This window comes from Mesorhizobium sp. B1-1-6, from assembly GCF_006443035.1.
GTDB lineage: Bacteria > Pseudomonadota > Alphaproteobacteria > Rhizobiales > Rhizobiaceae > Mesorhizobium.
This window is the reverse complement of record NZ_VFWR01000002.1, coordinates 146975-162701: the sequence shown is the minus strand read 5'-3', so window position 1 is coordinate 162701 and position 15727 is coordinate 146975. Positions and strand designations below refer to the sequence as shown.

Annotated in this window: 16 protein-coding genes; 13 read left to right on the top strand and 3 right to left on the bottom strand. The window is 65.3% G+C overall.

Annotated elements, in window-relative coordinates:
• The first annotated feature begins 60 nt into the window (after positions 1-60).
• The gene (locus FJ979_RS04405) at positions 61-1359 is read left to right on the top strand and encodes an MFS transporter (protein ID WP_140580119.1); all 1299 of its coding nucleotides are present in this window, start codon (positions 61-63) and stop codon (positions 1357-1359) included.
• On the opposite strand, the gene FJ979_RS04400 is transcribed toward FJ979_RS04405, so the two are convergent.
• Positions 1360-2211 (bottom strand): mechanosensitive ion channel domain-containing protein, encoded by an 852-nt coding sequence (locus FJ979_RS04400; RefSeq protein WP_140580118.1) that lies wholly within the window; start codon positions 2209-2211, stop codon positions 1360-1362.
• 241 nt (positions 2212-2452) lie between these two features.
• Between FJ979_RS04400 and rsfS the strand changes: the two genes are divergently transcribed.
• The 10 genes from rsfS (at position 2453) to FJ979_RS04350 (ending at position 12069) form a co-directional block, all read left to right on the top strand.
• Positions 2453-2830, top strand: a complete 378-nt coding sequence (rsfS, locus tag FJ979_RS04395) for a ribosome silencing factor (RefSeq protein ID WP_135902362.1) — start codon at positions 2453-2455, stop codon at positions 2828-2830.
• Positions 2831-2913: 83 nt separating this feature from the next.
• Positions 2914-3396, top strand: coding sequence for a 23S rRNA (pseudouridine(1915)-N(3))-methyltransferase RlmH (gene rlmH, locus FJ979_RS04390; protein WP_140525017.1), 483 nt, complete (start codon positions 2914-2916; stop codon positions 3394-3396).
• 167 nt (positions 3397-3563) lie between these two features.
• On the top strand, positions 3564-4943 hold the full coding sequence (locus FJ979_RS04385) for a murein hydrolase activator EnvC (protein ID WP_140580117.1): 1380 nt from the start codon (positions 3564-3566) through the stop codon (positions 4941-4943).
• A 1-nt stretch (position 4944) separates the two neighbouring features.
• Positions 4945-6276, top strand: coding sequence for a S41 family peptidase (locus FJ979_RS04380; protein WP_181168618.1), 1332 nt, complete (start codon positions 4945-4947; stop codon positions 6274-6276).
• Between the two features lie 198 nt (positions 6277-6474).
• Complete coding sequence (locus FJ979_RS04375; protein WP_140554894.1) at positions 6475-7650, top strand: divergent polysaccharide deacetylase family protein; 1176 nt, start codon at positions 6475-6477, stop codon at positions 7648-7650.
• Between the two features lie 30 nt (positions 7651-7680).
• Positions 7681-8202, top strand: coding sequence for an RNA pyrophosphohydrolase (locus FJ979_RS04370; protein ID WP_140517610.1), 522 nt, complete (start codon positions 7681-7683; stop codon positions 8200-8202).
• Positions 8203-8294: 92 nt separating this feature from the next.
• A complete protein-coding gene (gene alr / locus FJ979_RS04365) occupies positions 8295-9434 on the top strand; it encodes an alanine racemase (protein ID WP_140580116.1) in 1140 nt (379 codons plus the stop codon).
• A gap of 275 nt (positions 9435-9709) precedes the next feature.
• Positions 9710-10132, top strand: coding sequence for a nucleoside diphosphate kinase regulator (gene rnk, locus FJ979_RS04360; protein WP_140580115.1), 423 nt, complete (start codon positions 9710-9712; stop codon positions 10130-10132).
• Between the two features lie 14 nt (positions 10133-10146).
• Entirely contained in the window at positions 10147-10689 is a 543-nt protein-coding gene (locus tag FJ979_RS04355; protein WP_140580114.1) for a nucleoside-diphosphate kinase, read from the top strand.
• Positions 10690-10812: 123 nt separating this feature from the next.
• Positions 10813-12069 carry a D-amino acid dehydrogenase gene (locus tag FJ979_RS04350; RefSeq protein WP_140493047.1) on the top strand — a complete coding sequence of 419 codons (1257 nt, stop codon included), beginning with the start codon at positions 10813-10815 and terminating at the stop codon, positions 12067-12069.
• 59 nt (positions 12070-12128) lie between these two features.
• Here the strand turns inward: FJ979_RS04350 and FJ979_RS33305 are convergent, their stop codons facing one another.
• Positions 12129-12263 (bottom strand): hypothetical protein, encoded by a 135-nt coding sequence (locus FJ979_RS33305; RefSeq protein ID WP_263483336.1) that lies wholly within the window; start codon positions 12261-12263, stop codon positions 12129-12131.
• A 44-nt stretch (positions 12264-12307) separates the two neighbouring features.
• Positions 12308-13189, bottom strand: a complete 882-nt coding sequence (locus FJ979_RS04340; protein ID WP_140580113.1) for a LysR family transcriptional regulator — start codon at positions 13187-13189, stop codon at positions 12308-12310.
• Positions 13190-13411: 222 nt separating this feature from the next.
• On the opposite strand from FJ979_RS04340, the gene FJ979_RS04335 reads away from it, so the two are divergent.
• Together FJ979_RS04335 and FJ979_RS04330 are read left to right on the top strand one after the other, a co-directional pair.
• Positions 13412-14908 (top strand): CoA-acylating methylmalonate-semialdehyde dehydrogenase, encoded by a 1497-nt coding sequence (locus FJ979_RS04335; RefSeq protein WP_140517525.1) that lies wholly within the window; start codon positions 13412-13414, stop codon positions 14906-14908.
• A 444-nt stretch (positions 14909-15352) separates the two neighbouring features.
• Positions 15353-15652, top strand: coding sequence for a hypothetical protein (locus FJ979_RS04330; protein WP_140493053.1), 300 nt, complete (start codon positions 15353-15355; stop codon positions 15650-15652).
• Positions 15653-15727: the final 75 nt, after the last annotated feature.

Genomic DNA, 15727 nt, shown 5'->3' with positions numbered 1-15727 from the left:
GTCCGGCAATGTCGCTTTTGCGGCGGCCTTTCGTCATCGAATGGATGATCTTGCGCTGATATGACCACTCTCGTGAAAAACCAAACCGAAGCGGAACCGAGGCACGGCGACACGCCCACGCCGCTGATCGCGATTGCCAGCGTCGTGGTGTCGATGGCGCTGATCGCCATCGGCAACGGGCTGATGTTCGCTTACATCCCCGTCCGGCTCGGCGTGGAAGGCTTCGATCCGACCTGGGCCGGTCTGATCGTCACCGGTCTGTCGGCGGGTGGTCTCGCCGGCTGCATCCTGACCGGACCGCTGGTGCGCAGGGTTGGCCATGCCCGTGCCTTCATGGTGCTGTCGGCGCTGATCGCGCTGTCGAATGCCGCAATCGGCGCCGGGCCGCACCCCCTGTTGTGGATCGCGGCGCGCGCTCTCTACGGCTTTGCCATATGCGGGCTTTTCATCGTCGCGCAGAGCTGGCTCAACGATGCCGTGGCCAACGCCATACGCGGCAGGGTAATGGCCGTCTTCTACGTCGCCTATGTCGGCGGGCTCGGCATCGGCTATGCGACGCTGGCGCTGGTCGACATCAGGACGGCGGATGCATCGCTGATCGGCATAGCCTTCACCGCGCTATCCATCCTGCCCGTCGGGATGACCCGGCTGGCCCAGCCGCCGGCGCCGCAGGCGGCATCGGTGGCGCTGCGCCGGGCCTGGCGGATTTCGCCGGTCGGCGTCGCCGGCATGCTGGCGGTCGGTGGCCTGTCCATGTCGATTTCCGGTTTCGCGCCGATCCACGCCACCGCGAAGGGGTACAGCCAGGCCGACGTGGCGCTGCTGCTTTCGGTGATGCCGCTCGGCACACTGATCCTGCAGGTTCCGCTCGGCTGGATTTCCGACCGTACCGATCGCCGTTATGTGCTGGTCGCGGCATCCGCGATCGCCGCGGCGGCAGGGATGTTTGCGCTCGGCTTCGACGGCGGTACGCTGGCGGTGCTGCTGGTGATCTATGTGATGTGGGACGGCGCCTCGGAATCGATCTACTCGTTGGCCAGTGCGCACGCCGCCGACCGCGCCGGCAAGGACGACATGGTGGCGCTGTCGAGTTCGCTGTTATTTGCCTGGTCGCTGTCCGGCTTCATCGTGCCGGGCATCGTGACCGCGCTGTCGGCCGTCTTCGGCACACAGGCCTTCATCTATGTAACAGTGGTCATCGCCTGCGTCTTCTGCCTGTTCGTGCTTTTGCGCGTGTTCACCACGCGGCCGGTGCCGGCAACCGAAACCGGCAGCTTCGCGCCGATGACGGCGCAGGCGCCACTGCCGGTGGAACTCGCCTTCGCGCCGGACGAACAGCACCGGCACGGGAGCGATTGACTATTGCCGGCGGGTTTCCGGGGCCGGGGCCTGCGGTGGCGGCAGCGGGATCGATATGCGTTCGCGGTCGAACTCCTGCTTGGCCCGCTTGGTGAGGTCGGCCTGGGCGGCGAAGAAATCCGCCGATGATGTCCAGTAGCGCAAGGTGATCGAGACGGTGCTTTCGCCCAATGCTGCGACAAAGGCGGTCGGCGCCGGCTCACGCTTGATGCGGCGCTCGGCGGCGGCGATCGCAAGCAGCGTCTTCTGGGCGCGGTCGATGTCGTTCCAGGAGCCGATCGAGAGGGTGATGTCGCCGCGCCGCACGCCGTTGCGCGAAAAATTGCGCACCGGCTGGTTCCACAGCGTCGAGTTGGGCGCCAGGATGTAGACGCCTTCGGCGCTCCGGAGCTTGGTGGCGAAAAGGCCGATTTCCTCGATCGAGCCGGCAATGGACCCGACTTCGACGGATTCGCCGATGCGGAACGGCCGCAATGCCAAAAGCATGATCCCGGCGGCAATGTTCTGCAGCGTGCCTTGCAGCGCCAGGCCGATGGCCAGGCCGATGGCGCCGATCGCGGCGATGATCGAGGCCGTCTGCACGCCGAACTGGCCGAGCACCATGATGACGACCAGGACGAGGATGGCATAGCGGACGATCTTGGAAAAGAAGTGCCGCAGCGTCTGGTCAAAGCCATGGATGTGGCCCAGGCCGGCAAAAATCGAACGCTCGGCAAAGCCGGCGACGATGTAGCCGACAACCAGAAGGATGACGGCGCCGACCGCCGAAAGGGAATAGGAGACAATGAGCGCGCTGAGCTGAGAGAGCCCCGCCTGCACGGTCAGGAGGGCATTTTGCGGGTCGATCGGCATAATGGGATTCCGGTTGATCAATCAGCCGATAACCCCTGCGGAACGCCTGGGTTCCGATCTTTTGCGTGTCGCGCGGAACAAGCGGAGCCTCAATGAGTTCGCATGGAAGCGGGGCTCCGTCTTGAAACTGCAACGGAACTCTGCCTATCTAAGCGGTGTCACCCGCTTTCAGGGTGATTTGGTTGTTCTTGCTGCGAAAGGAAATACACTGAGAACAGCACTGCGGAAGAAGGCCGACATCGTGCCTTCGCCGGCCGGGATCAGCGTAAACGACGCCGTGTCCCGCGCCATCAAGACAGTCCTTGCCAGTCTGGAAGACTCCAAGGCCGAAAACATCGTCTCAATCGACATCCAGGGAAAATCGAGCCTCGGCGACTACATGGTCGTCGCGTCGGGCCGATCGCACCGTCATGTCTCGGCTGTTGCCGATCATCTCCTCAAGGCGTTGAAGGATGCCGGCCTCGGCACGGCGCGCGTCGAGGGGCTGTCCGGCGCCGACTGGGTCCTGATCGATTCAGGCGACATCATCGTCCATGTCTTCCGCCCCGAAGTCCGCGAATTCTACAATCTCGAAAAGATGTGGCAGGCGCCGGACCTCGAGGAAGAGACCTTGCACTGAGCCGGTTGGTTGGATGCGTGCCGTGGTTCCAGGCCCAATGACGATTTGCGGGCGACACGCATCGGCGGCCCTCTGAGGCGAGGATGAAGATTACCGTTCATGCCGTGGGCCGGATGAAAAGCGGCCCCGAGAGAGAACTCGCCGACCGCTATTTCGAGCGTTTCTCCAAGAGCGGCCCGGCTGTCGGCCTCGAATTCTCCGGCATCGCCGAGATCGCCGAAGGCCGCGCCCAGAACGCCGATGAACGCCGGCGGGATGAAGGCGCGAGGCTGCAGGCGCAGTTGCAGCCCGGCTCGGCGCTGATCCTGCTCGACGAGCGCGGCAAGAACCTGTCCTCGGAAGATTTCGCCGGCCGCATCGGCCAGTTGCGCGACGCCGGCCGCAAGGCGCTGGCGCTGGCCATAGGCGGCGCCGACGGCCATGATCCGTCGTTGCGCGCCCAGGCTGAGCTGGTGATGTCTTTCGGTGCGCTGACATGGCCGCACCAATTGGTGCGGGTGATGCTGGCAGAGCAGCTCTACAGGGTCTCGACGATCCTGTCCGGCCACCCCTATCACAGAGCCTGAAGGTCGCATCGCACCGAATTCCGCCCCAATGCCGCGCAAGATCACGGCTTCGGCCCGGCTTTCCCTATTTTGCTCACCGGTGTGCGAAACCGCTGCACAGTTTTGGGCGATGCGCATTAATATGGTTGATGGTTCGTTAACGAAGCCGCAGATAGAGTCCATCCCGCATGGCTGAAGGCTGGAAATCGACGACGGGCTCATCGACAGCGGGCTCCTGGCGCGCGCGCTGCGGCATCGCGGCGGCGGTGGTCATCCTGTCGCTCAATGCCGCATGGGCCGAGAACACGCTCGACATGGCCCCCGATCCGGACCAGAGCCGCGCCGAATACGAACAGATCTCCAAGGAGATAAGCCTGTCGTCCGAGCGGCTGGCCAAGCTGGCCGCCGACATCGCCGCGGTCAAGAAGGACCACGCCTCGATCACCGCCGCGCTGATCCAGTCGGCGATGACCGAACAGAAGCTTGGGCAGGATATCGAGGACATCGGCGCCAAGCTGGAGGGGCTGAAGACCCAGCAGCAGAAGATCCGCGCCTCGCTGATGGCGCGGCGCGACGTGCTGGCGGAGGTGCTGGGCGCATTGCAGCGCATGGGGCTGAACCCGCCGCCGGCGATCCTGGTCAAGCCGGAGGACGCGCTGTCGTCGGTGCGCAGCGCCATCTTGCTTGGCGCCGTGGTGCCTGAATTGCGCCAGCAGACCGACAGGCTCCTGGCCGACCTCAAGGAGCAGACAAGAGTGACGGCCTCGATCGAGGCCGAGCGGGCACGGCTGACGGAGGCGGTCGGCGAGCAGACGGCGGAGAAGAAGCGGCTCGGCATGCTGCTGGAAGCCAAGCAGAAGCTCGAAGCCGACACGCAGGCGCAGTTGTCGGCCGAGCGACAGCATTCCGAGGCGCTCGCAGCCAAGGCCAGCAGCCTGAAGGAATTGATCGCCTCGCTCGAAGCGCAGGCCGAACGCAACCGCAAGGCCGCGGATGCCGCAAAGGCCGCGGAGGCCGGCGAAGCCGGCGGCGACAAGGCGGGCGGCGACAAGGCGGGCAGGGATAAGGCGGGCGGCGACATGACGGCGTCGCTGCCGGTTCCCGAGGCCAACCGGCTTGCCGCTGCGGCACCCTTCTCGGCGCTGCAAGGACAGATCGCGCTGCCGGTCATCGGCCGCATCAAACGCCGGTTCGGCGCCGAAGACGGTAACGGCGCGGTGATGCTTGGGGACATGGTTGCGACACAATCGGGCGCCATCGTCACCGCACCGGCGGATGGGAATGTGCTTTATGCGGGGCCGTTTCGCTCCTACGGTCAACTCTTGATCCTGAATGCCGGCGACGGTTATCATGTCGTCCTGGCGGGGATGAGCAGAATCAGCGTCGCAACCGGCCAATCAGTGCTCGCAGGAGAGCCGGTCGGTGCGATGGGAGAGGCCCGGGTGGCAAGCACCTCGGCTTCGAAGAATGGAAATGCCACGCCGGAGCTCTATGTCGAGTTCCGCAAGGATGGAAAACCCGTCGATCCGACCCCATGGTGGGCGGACCGTTTTTCTGGAAGGACGTGAAATGATGCGGAAACTGTCGCTTCTGTTTGCCGGTGCGCTGATGGGCGCGTCCGCCATGAGCCTGGTCTATGGCGCGCCCGGCTCGGCAGCGAACGCTGCGGGGTCGGAGACCTACAAGCAACTGGCGATCTTCGGCGATATCTTCGAGCGGGTGCGGGCGCAGTATGTGACACCGCCCGACGACAAATCGCTGGTCGAGAACGCCATCAACGGCATGCTTGCCTCGCTCGACCCGCACTCCTCGTACATGAACGCCGAGCAGGCGCAGGACATGCGCGTGCAGACCAAGGGTGAATTCGGCGGCCTCGGCATCGAGGTCACCATGGAGAACGACCTGGTCAAGGTGATCACGCCGATCGACGATACGCCGGCCGCCAAGGCGGGCGTGCTGGCAGGCGATTACATCGCCAAGATCGATGGCGAGGAGGTTCGCGGCCTGACCCTGAACGACGCGGTCGACAAGATGCGCGGCCTGGTCAACACGCCGATCAAGCTCACCATCCTGCGCCAGGGCGCCGACAAGCCGATCGAGCTGACGGTGGTGCGCGACATCATCAAGGTCAAGGCGGTCAAGTTTCGGGTCGAGAACGACATCGGCTACATGAAGATCACCTCCTTCACCGAAAAGACCTATGACGACCTCGAGAATGCCATCGACACCATCAAGAAGCAGGTGCCGAACGACAAGCTCAAGGGCTATGTGCTCGATCTGCGCCTCAATCCCGGCGGTCTGCTCGATCAGGCGGTGAGCGTATCGGATGCCTTCCTCAACCGTGGCGAGATCGTTTCGACGCGCGGCCGCGATCCCAAGGACGTTACCCGCTTCGACGCCAAGTCCAAGCAGGTCGACGATATCGGCGGCAAGCCGCTGATCGTGCTGGTCAATGGCGGATCGGCGAGCGCGTCCGAAATCGTCGCTGGCGCGCTGCAGGACCTACGCCGCGCCACGGTGGTCGGAACGCAGTCCTTCGGCAAGGGTTCGGTGCAGACCATCATCCCGCTTGGCGAGAACGGCGCGCTCAGGCTGACGACGGCGCTCTATTACACGCCGTCCGGCAAGTCGATCCAGGGCAAGGGCATCACGCCCGACATCAAGGTCGACCAGCCGCTGCCGCCGGAACTGCAGGGCAGGGACCTGACGCGCGGCGAATCCGACCTCAAGGGCCACATCAAGGGTGCCGACGAGAGCTCGACCGGTTCGGGCTCGGCAGCCTATGTGCCACCGGATCCGAAGGACGACCTCCAGCTCATCTATGCCGAGCAGCTGCTGCGCGGCCAGAAGACCGATCCGTCCTTCCCGCCCAATCCGCAGAAGGCCGTCCTCAACCAGTAACAGGTGGCGGCCAACAACGGGTCTGGCCGCCCGATGGAAGCAATGCGATGCTGCCGGGACCGAAAGGTTCCGGCAGTTTGATTCGGGGGTAACGCGAATCCCTCGATACAGGGCGCCAGGGGTGCGCCGGCATGAAGAATTCGCGCATGTCTCTTCGAAACGGTTCCATGTTCGAAGCCATGCGGACGGGGACAGGGCTTGGCTGATATCGGCAAGGACATCGAACGACCGCTCGGGCTGACTGTCCGTCCGCCGCGCACTGCCGGCAAGGTCAGCGCGGGTGCGCTCGTGGCTGCGTTCGTCGTGCTGGCCGTTGTCGGCGTCTCCGGCGCGATCGCGCTCAGGGACAAGCCGTTTCGCAAGCCGCAGGAAGTCGCGGTTTCGACGCCGAAAGTGGTGCCGGAGCCGACCGCTGCGCCGTCCGCTCTAGCGCCGGTCACGACGCCAAAGGCGGAAATGCCGGCCAAGGCTGGAGGCCCGCAGATCATCCATGTGCAGACAGAGGAAGGCGATGGTCCGCCCAAGGCGGCAATCGTCATCCGCGATCCGTCGACCATCGGCCAAAACCTGAAGATCGCGCATATTCCCGACAGGGCGCTGATCGAGGCCGGCGATGCCGGCCCCTTGCCGGTGCGCGCCGCAGACGGCCGGCGGCCCTTCGATGTCTACGCGCGGCCGTGGTCAGGCGCGCGCGGCGCCCGCGTGGCGATCGTCATCGGCGGGCTCGCGGTTTCACAGACCGGCACCCAGGCGGCCATCGCCAAGCTGCCGGCGGAAGTGACGCTGGCGTTCGCGCCGCAAGGCAACAGCATCGGCCGCTGGATGCAGGCCGCCCGGCAGAGCGGCCACGAGATCGTCATGCAGGTGCCGCTCGAACCGTTCGACTATCCCAATGTCAACCCCGGGCGCAACACGCTGACGGTGGCGGCGAGCGCGGAAGAGAACCTGAAGAACCTGCGCTGGGCACTGTCGCGGACGACGAACTATACCGGTGTCATGAACTATATGGGCGCGCGGTTTTCCGCCGACCCGGCGGCAATGGAACCCTTCATGGCCGAGCTCGGCAAACGCGGGCTCGCCTATATCGACGACGGCTCGTCGGCGCGTAGCCTAGCGCCGGATCTGGCGCTGAAGGACGGCGTGCCCTTCGTCGCCGGCGACACGGCGATCGACGCCGTGCAGGATCGCGGCGCCATCCTGAAGAAACTGGACAGCCTGGAGGCGACCGCCCGTGCCAAGGGCACCGCGGTCGGCATCGGCTCCGCTTTCGACCTGACGGTCGACACGGTGTCGTCATGGGTGGCCGAGGCCAAGAAACGCGGCATCGAGATCGTGCCGATTTCAGCGGTGGCGATCGATCCGCAAAAGGGTTAGCCACCGGGAAACAGCTTGAAAGACTGAATGATGCCGAAGACGAAGAAGGTCGACCGCGAGACGCTGCCCTACCGTCCCTGTGTCGGGCTGATGATCCTCAACGCCGAGGGCCTGGTCTGGGTCGGCCATCGCATCGCCGAGCCGGACAGCGAATTCGCCGGCACCACGCAGCTCTGGCAGATGCCGCAAGGCGGCATCGACAAGGGCGAGGAGCCCCTGCAGGCGGCGGAGCGGGAGCTCTATGAGGAGACCGGCATGCGCAGCGTCTCGCTGCTCGCCGAGGCGCCGGACTGGATCAACTATGATCTGCCGGACAACCTGGTCGGCGTCGCCTTCAAGGGGCGCTATCGGGGTCAGACGCAGCGATGGTTCGCTTTCCGCTTCCATGGCGATACCAGCGAGATCCAGATCAATCCGCCGCCCGGCGGCCACACCGCCGAATTCGACAAATGGTCGTGGCGGCCGATGCAGGAGCTGCCTGACCTGATCGTGCCGTTCAAGCGCAAGGTCTATGAAGACGTGGTGACGGCGTTCCGTCACCTTGTGCCATAGCCGGACGGGCCGCGGCCGCGGTTCAAACGCCAGCGGTTGCCGCGCCGGTTCGACCGTCTTATTGATGTCCATCCGCCACAAGAAGGGCCGCCATGCACGACGCCCCCAAAAGATCGCTGCCCGAGGAAGCCGACGCCACAAGCGAGGCTGCTGCCGGGGCCATCCTCACCATCGACCTTGGCGCGATCCGCGAAAATTACCGGCGGCTGAAGGCGCGGCTGGGCGGCGTGCGCTGCGCGGGCGTGGTCAAGGCCGACGGCTACGGTCTCGGCGCCGCGCAAGTGGCATCGGCGCTGATGAAGGAAGGCTGCGACATCTTCTTCGTCGCGCTGCTGTCCGAAGGCATCGCGCTGCGCAAGGCGGTGGGGGCCGGACCGGACATCTACGTGCTGAACGGGCTGCCGCCGGGTTCCGAGCCGGAAGCGGTGGCGGCTGGCTTGTGCGCTGTCATCAACAGTGGCGCACAGTTGCAAGCCTGGCGCGCAGCGGCACACCGCGCCGGGCGCCGGCTCCCGGCTGCCGTCCAGGTCGACAGCGGCATGTCGCGGCTTGGAATGGCGCCAGCCGAGGTCGAGGCGGTGGCCGGGGATGTCGGCGCTTTCGATGGCATTGACGTCAGATATGTGATGAGCCACCTGGCCTGCGCCGATGAACCGCGCCACCCGGCCAATGAACAGCAGAGGCTGGCATTCGCGCGGTTGCGTGCCATGCTACCCGTGGCGCCGGCCTCGCTTGCCAACTCCTCCGGCATCTTTCTAGGCCCGCTTTATCATTGCGATCTCGCCCGGCCCGGTGCCGCCCTCTACGGCATCAACCCGACGCCTGGCCAAGCCAACCCGATGCTGCCCGTGGTCGGGCTGCAGGCCAAGGTGGCGCAGACGCGCAGTGTCCAAAAGGGCACTGGCGTCGGCTATGGCCACAGTTACCATGCGCAGGGCCCGCTCAGCCTGGCGACGATTTCGTTCGGCTATGCGGACGGCTGGCTGCGCCGCTCCGCTTCGGCCGCATGGTTCGAGGCGGTGCGCCTGCCTTTCCTCGGGCGCGTGTCGATGGATTCGATCATTCTCGACATTTCCGCCTTGCCGCCCGGCCGGCTCGGAGAGGGCGACCTGGTGGAGTTGCTAGGGCCCTCACAGAGCGTCGACGATGCTGCCGACCATGCCGGCACCATCGGGTATGAAATCCTGGCCAGCCTCGGAACGCGTTTTCACCGGCGCTATCTGGGCGGTTGAGCGGTTTGGCCGCGCTTGACAAGCGGGCGCCATTCGGCAAGCTTTGGCACATGAGCAAGCTCGCTTATATCAAAACCTTCTTCAGGGTCTGCCCGATCGCGGGATCGTAGCCCCGGCGCGGCCGCCTTCCGGCGTCCGTCCGTACCGGGGCATCCATACATCCACAATCGCCATCAAGCCGAACAGCCCTTCGCGGCTGCCGGCCTTTCATCACGCCGTCGCCAGCGCGCCGGCAGGCGCGCATCCGCTCGATGCGCCGGTCCATGAGGTTTGCCATGCAACACGCGAAAGAACTGCGTCCAAACAGCCATCTTCTGATCAGCGACGCCGACCATGACAGGCTGACGGGCCTGGCCAGGGCTTTGCTCGATCGCGCGCCCGAGACGGCCGAGGAGCTGCTTTCGGAAATGGACAGGGCCGTCGTCACGAACGCGGCGGCGATGCCGGCCGGTGTGGTGCGAATGGGTTCGACGGTGATCGTGCGCGGCGAAAGCGGCGACGCCCAGCGCATCATGCTGGTCTACCCGGGTGAGGCCGACATAGCCGAGAACCGCATCTCGGTGCTGACGCCGATGGGAACCGCGCTCATTGGCGCGAGTGTTGGGCAGGCGGTTTGCTGGAACGGTCGTGGCGGTCGGGAACTGTCAGTAACCGTCGAAGCCGTCGATGCGCCGGCTTCCGGCCTGCAACGAGCTTGATGGCGGAGGCGGTGATGACGAGCACGAATTGCTGCCTGACGACGAAGGACTTCGCCGTCCTCGAAGTCATGCTGGAGCGCCGGCGGGCGTTCGCGGATCCGATCGTGCGCATGCTCGAACACAAGCTTTCACGCGCCGATGTCGTGCCGATCGATTCGGTCGGCCCCGACATCGTTACCCTGAACAGCAGGGTGGTGTTCGGCGTCGATGCCGGTCCCGCCGAAACGCGAACCCTGGTGCAGCACGAGGTGCGCGGGCCGGTCGGCTCCAGCCTTTCGGTCGCAACGAGGCGCGGGCTCTGCATGCTTGGCATGGCGCAAGGCCAGACGGCAACGGTCGAACACGCCGACGGCAGGCGGGAGGCGATCCTGATCAAGGCCGTGCTCTACCAGCCCGAAGCTGCCCGGCGCACGGTCAGGCAGAAAGACCAAGCTGACGAGCGGAGACCGCACGGGCTCAGGCTCGTCTACAGTGCCGCAGCCGATTGGCGGCCTCTTGGCGAGACGGCCGGAATGCGGCAGACAGAAGAAGACGACCCCGGTCCCTCGGCGGCGTGAATGGGCAACAGCGCGTGGTCTCGAAAATCGACATCGATTTTCGCTCGGGATCATGCGCAAATCGAAAATACGGCCGCATCCACGGGCGTCCTGAGGACGCTCGGCGCGGCAAGGAGTGAATGAATGAAAATCATGGTGCTGGGCAGTGGCGTGATCGGGGTGACCACGGCCTATTATCTCGCCGAGGCTGGCCACGAGGTGACCGTGATCGACCGCCAGAAAGGGCCGGGACTGGAAACCAGCTTCGCCAATGCCGGCGAGATTTCGCCCGGCTATGCCTCGCCTTGGGCCGGGCCCGGTATCCCCCTCAAGGCGATCAAATGGCTGCTGATGAAGCATGGTCCGCTGGTGGTGCGGCCGGCCTTCGATCCACATATGTGGACGTGGCTGGTCAAGATGCTGCGCAACTGCACCGCCGAACGCTACGCGGTCAACAAATCGCGCATGGTGCCGCTGGCCGAATACAGCCGCGACACGCTGAAGGCGCTGCGCGAGGCAACCGGCATAGCCTATGACGAGCGGACGCAGGGCACGCTGCAGCTGTTTCGCACGCAAAAGCAGCTCGACGGCACATCAGGCGATGTCGAGGTGCTGAAGAGATATGGCGTGCCCTACGAAATCCTCGACCAGGACGGCTGCATCGCGGCGGAACCGGCTCTGGCCGCGGTGCGCGAAAAATTCGTCGGCGGCCTGAGGCTGCCGGGCGACGAGACCGGTGACTGCAAGATGTTCACCGACAGGCTGGCCGAGCTTTGCGTGGCACGCGGGGTCAAGTTCGAATACGACACGACGATATGGCGCGTCATCCGCAGCCGCAACCGCGTCAACAATATGAGCACCAGCAAGGGCTGGCTGACCGCCGACGCCTATGTGATGGCGCTGGGCAGTTATTCGTCGGACTTCATGCGCCGGATGAAGCGGCCGATCCCGGTCTATCCGGTCAAGGGCTATTCGATCACGGTGCCGATCAAGGATGCCGCCGCCGCGCCGGTGTCGACGGTGATGGACGAAACCTACAAGGTCGCGATCACGAGGCTCGGCGACCGCATCCGCGTCGGCGGCACGGCCGAGATTTCCGGGTTCGACCTCCGGCTGCACGAATCGCGACGGCGCACGCTCGAACACTCGGTCGGCGACCTGTTCCCAGGAGCCGGCGCCATGCGGGAGGCGACGTTCTGGTGCGGCCTGCGGCCGATGACGCCGGACGGGCCGCCGCTGATCGGGCGCACGGAGCTTTCCAACCTCTACCTCAACACCGGCCATGGAACGCTCGGCTGGACCATGGCCTGCGGCTCGGCCAAGGTGCTGGCCGACATCATCTCGAACAAAGTGCCCGATATCGACGCCCGCGCGCTGGCGCAGGAGCGCTATCTGAAATAGACGCCGCCCGCTCGCCATCGGCGGGCGCGGCCGGGGGATATCGCGTCAGAACGCCTGTTTCACCAACCCTCGTCGAACAGCAGCCGGTAGGCCCACGGGATCGTCACATCGGTGGCGACCGGGTTGGAGTGGGCGAGATACTCGTCATAAATCGGCTTCATCCTGGCGTAGAAGGCGGGGTCAAGCACCATCATGCCGTTCTCCGTGTCGTGGAGGAAGCTGCGATGGCCGACATGCGTCAGACGAAAAGATTTCTCTCCCGCTCCACCGCCTTTGTAATGAAGGAGGCAACGATCTGGACGCGGCGCAGCGGCCTGACCGATTCGTGATAGACCAGCCAGTAGGCACGGCGGATGGGAGCCACCACGTCGACGGCCACCAGTTCCGGCATCGAGCGGGCGACGAAAGTGTGCAGGATGCCGATGCCGGCGCCCGACCGCACCGCTTCGGCCTGCCCGAGCGCGGAGGAAATGGCGAAGCTGGTGCGCCAGTCCGCGCTGAATTCGGCGGCGTAGTCGAGCGATGGGCTGACGATGAGGTCCGGCACATAGCCGATCAATGTGTGCCGTCCCAGCTCGGCAGCGGTCTGGGGCAGGCCGTGGGCTTCAGCATAGGCACGCGAGGCAAACAGGCCGAGCGAGTAGTCGACCAGCTTGCCCGCTACCAGCCGGCCCTCGGTCGGCCGCTCGACGGTGATGGCAATGTCGGCCTCGCGGCGAGACAGGGAGAAGGAGCGCGGCACCGGTACGAGCTGAATCGTCAATTCACGGTGCAGCGCGGTCAGTGCGCCGAGGCGCCGGGCGAGGAACGCGACGCCAAATCCGTCCGGCGCGCCGATCCGCACCGTGCCCGAAACGTCGTCGCCTTCGCCCGATATTGTCGAGCGGGCGGCGATCATGTCGCCCTCCATGCGCTCGGCAATGTCGAGGAGGCGCTCGCCGGCGGGCGTCAGCTCGCTGCCGGTGGTCAGCCGGCGAAAGAGTTTCGTGCGCAGCGCGTCTTCAAGTGCGGCGATGCGGCGCGAGACGGTGGCGTGGTTGAGTTCGAGCCGCCTCGCCGCGCCAAGGATTTGCCCGGCGCGCGCCACGGCGAGAAAGATGCGGACGTCATCCCAGTTCATGAGGATGGTCCGGATGACAATTTTCAATGTCGCGTTCTGTGGTGAAGGAATTCAACCTGCCAATCCTTGAGCGTCGTCTTCGTGATCCTTCCCATTTGCGAGAATTGATGCTCTCCCGTCAACCGGTGTCTATTTTCCGCACAACGGTTGCGTTCTCCCTCGCGTTGCCATCGGCGTGCCAAAGGCGGACAATGCACCATCACAAACCCAGGGAGAGACATCATGATCGAATACGGTCATTTCATCGGCGGCAAGCGTGTCGCCGGCACCAGCGGTCGCAAGCAGGACGTGATGCAGCCGATGGACGGCTCTGTGCGCGGCACGGTGGCGCTGGCCTCGCAGGCGGAACTGCGCGCGGCGGTCGAGAACGCCAAGGCGGCGCAGCCGAAATGGGCCGCGACCAACCCGCAGCGCCGTGTGCGCGTCCTTATGAAGTTCCTTGAACTGGTCGCCCGCGACTATGACGAACTGGCCGACATCCTGGCGCGCGAGCACGGCAAGACGATCGCCGATGCCAGGGGCGACATCCAGCGCGGCCTCGAAGTGGTCGAGGTCTGCATCGGCGCGCCGCACATGATGAAGGGCGAATTCACCGACGGTGCCGGCCCCGGCATCGACGTCTATTCGATGCGCCAGCCGCTCGGCGTCGTCGCCGGCATCACGCCGTTCAACTTTCCGGCGATGATCCCGCTGTGGAAGATCGCGCCTGCGATCGCCTGCGGCAACGCCTTCATCCTGAAGCCCTCCGAACGCGACCCGGGCGTGCCGATCCGCATCGCCGAGCTGTTCATCGAGGCGGGCCTGCCTGCCGGTATCCTCAACGTCGTCAACGGCGACAAGGAGGTCGTCGACGCCATCCTTGACGATCCCGACATCAAGGCCATCGGCTTCGTCGGCTCGACGCCGATCGCTCACTACATCTATTCGCGCGGTACCGCGTCGGGCAAGCGCGTGCAGTGCTTCGGCGGCGCCAAGAACCACATGATCATCATGCCCGACGCCGACATGGACCAGACCGTCGATGCGCTGATCGGCGCCGGCTACGGCTCCGCCGGCGAGCGCTGCATGGCGATCTCGGTGGCGGTCCCGGTCGGCAACGACACCGCCAACCGGCTGATGGAAAAACTGGTGCCGCGCGTCGAAAGCCTGAAGGTCGGCCCCTCGACGGATTCCGCCGCCGATTTCGGCCCGCTGGTCACCGCTCAGGCGCTGGAGCGGGTCAAGGGCTATGTCGATATCGGCGTCAAGGAAGGCGCCAAGCTGGTCGTCGACGGCCGCGGCTTCAAGATGCAGGGCTACGAGAACGGCTACTATATGGGCGGCTGCCTGTTCGACAACGTCACGTCGGACATGCGCATCTACAAGGAAGAGATCTTCGGGCCGGTGCTGTCGGTGGTGCGCGCGCCAACGTACGAGAACGCCATCAAGCTCGCCAATGACCACGAGATGGGCAATGGCGTCGCCATCTACACGCGCGACGGCGACGCCGCGCGAGACTTTGCTTCCAGGGTGCAGGTCGGCATGGTCGGCGTCAACGTGCCGATCCCGGTGCCGATCGCCTACTACACGTTCGGTGGCTGGAAGGCGTCGTCCTTCGGCGATCTCAACCAGCACGGTCCGGACGCGTTCCGCTTCTACACCAAGACCAAGACGGTCACCTCGCGCTGGCCGTCCGGCATCAAGGACGGGGCCGAGTTCGTCATCCCGACGATGAACTAGCCGGACGCTTGTCTGCTTGCGCGTCCTCGCCTTCGGCTGCGGGGCGCGCGGGCCGGCATCAAGGACGGGGCCGAGTTCGTCATCCCGACGATGAACTAGCCGGACGCTTGTCCGATAGCGCGTCCTCGCCTTCGGCTGCGGGCGCGCGGGCCGGCATCAAGGACGGGGCCGAGTTCGTCATCCCGACGATGAACTAGCCGGACACTTGTCCGCTTGCGCGTCCTCGCCTTCGGCTGCGGCCGCGCGGGCCGGCAGGACCACCCAAAAATCTACGGCCCGAGTCCCCTGGCTCGGGCCGTTTATTTTGCAAACGCTAATGTGATGGAACCGGCGAGGGCGCCAGGACTTAGAGCTACGATCCTGCCCTGGAGGAGGCATGGCAGGCAACCAGAGCGCCGACGGCTGACCGTTAGCATCGCATCGTCGGGCGCAAGGAGGTGTCCGATGGCACAACGTCTTATGTCCATGCTGCTATGCGCCGCGGCGGCGCTATCGATAGGGCCGGCGAATGCAGCCGGCCAATGTGCGGCACGCGCCGACATCGTCAAGGCGCTCGGCGAGAATTTCCACGAAAGTGAGGCCGGGCGTGGCCTGATCAATCCCAACGTGGTGCTTGAGGTGTTCGTTTCCGAACAGGGCAGTTGGACCGTCCTCGCCTCCGACACCAAGGGCCAGAGTTGCATCCTGTCCGTCGGCGAGGGCTGGGACAGCCCGACGATCAAGGCGGCCTTGTCAGGAGCCTGAGCCTCATCGCGTCGAAGCGGTTCAGGCGACGCGTAGTCTTGGGCATGCACTGTCCTGAACCGAGGTCGGTGTCGG

What these genes read in the sequence shown, in the direction of transcription:
- rnk (WP_140580115.1), top strand. Translation starts at nt 9,710, where the DNA reads ATGCAACACGCGAAAGAACTGCGTCCAAACAGCCATCTTCTGATCAGC.
- FJ979_RS04335 (WP_140517525.1), top strand. Translation starts at nt 13,412, where the DNA reads ATGATCGAATACGGTCATTTCATCGGCGGCAAGCGTGTCGCCGGCACC.
- alr (WP_140580116.1), top strand. Translation starts at nt 8,295, where the DNA reads ATGCACGACGCCCCCAAAAGATCGCTGCCCGAGGAAGCCGACGCCACA.
- FJ979_RS04340 (WP_140580113.1), bottom strand. Translation starts at nt 13,189, where the DNA reads ATGAACTGGGATGACGTCCGCATCTTTCTCGCCGTGGCGCGCGCCGGG.
- FJ979_RS04355 (WP_140580114.1), top strand. Translation starts at nt 10,147, where the DNA reads ATGACGAGCACGAATTGCTGCCTGACGACGAAGGACTTCGCCGTCCTC.
- FJ979_RS04370 (WP_140517610.1), top strand. Translation starts at nt 7,681, where the DNA reads ATGCCGAAGACGAAGAAGGTCGACCGCGAGACGCTGCCCTACCGTCCC.
- FJ979_RS04380 (WP_181168618.1), top strand. Translation starts at nt 4,945, where the DNA reads ATGATGCGGAAACTGTCGCTTCTGTTTGCCGGTGCGCTGATGGGCGCG.
- FJ979_RS33305 (WP_263483336.1), bottom strand. Translation starts at nt 12,263, where the DNA reads ATGATGGTGCTTGACCCCGCCTTCTACGCCAGGATGAAGCCGATTTAT.
- FJ979_RS04400 (WP_140580118.1), bottom strand. Translation starts at nt 2,211, where the DNA reads ATGCCGATCGACCCGCAAAATGCCCTCCTGACCGTGCAGGCGGGGCTC.
- FJ979_RS04385 (WP_140580117.1), top strand. Translation starts at nt 3,564, where the DNA reads ATGGCTGAAGGCTGGAAATCGACGACGGGCTCATCGACAGCGGGCTCC.
- FJ979_RS04405 (WP_140580119.1), top strand. Translation starts at nt 61, where the DNA reads ATGACCACTCTCGTGAAAAACCAAACCGAAGCGGAACCGAGGCACGGC.
- FJ979_RS04330 (WP_140493053.1), top strand. Translation starts at nt 15,353, where the DNA reads ATGGCACAACGTCTTATGTCCATGCTGCTATGCGCCGCGGCGGCGCTA.
- FJ979_RS04350 (WP_140493047.1), top strand. Translation starts at nt 10,813, where the DNA reads ATGAAAATCATGGTGCTGGGCAGTGGCGTGATCGGGGTGACCACGGCC.
- rlmH (WP_140525017.1), top strand. Translation starts at nt 2,914, where the DNA reads ATGAAGATTACCGTTCATGCCGTGGGCCGGATGAAAAGCGGCCCCGAG.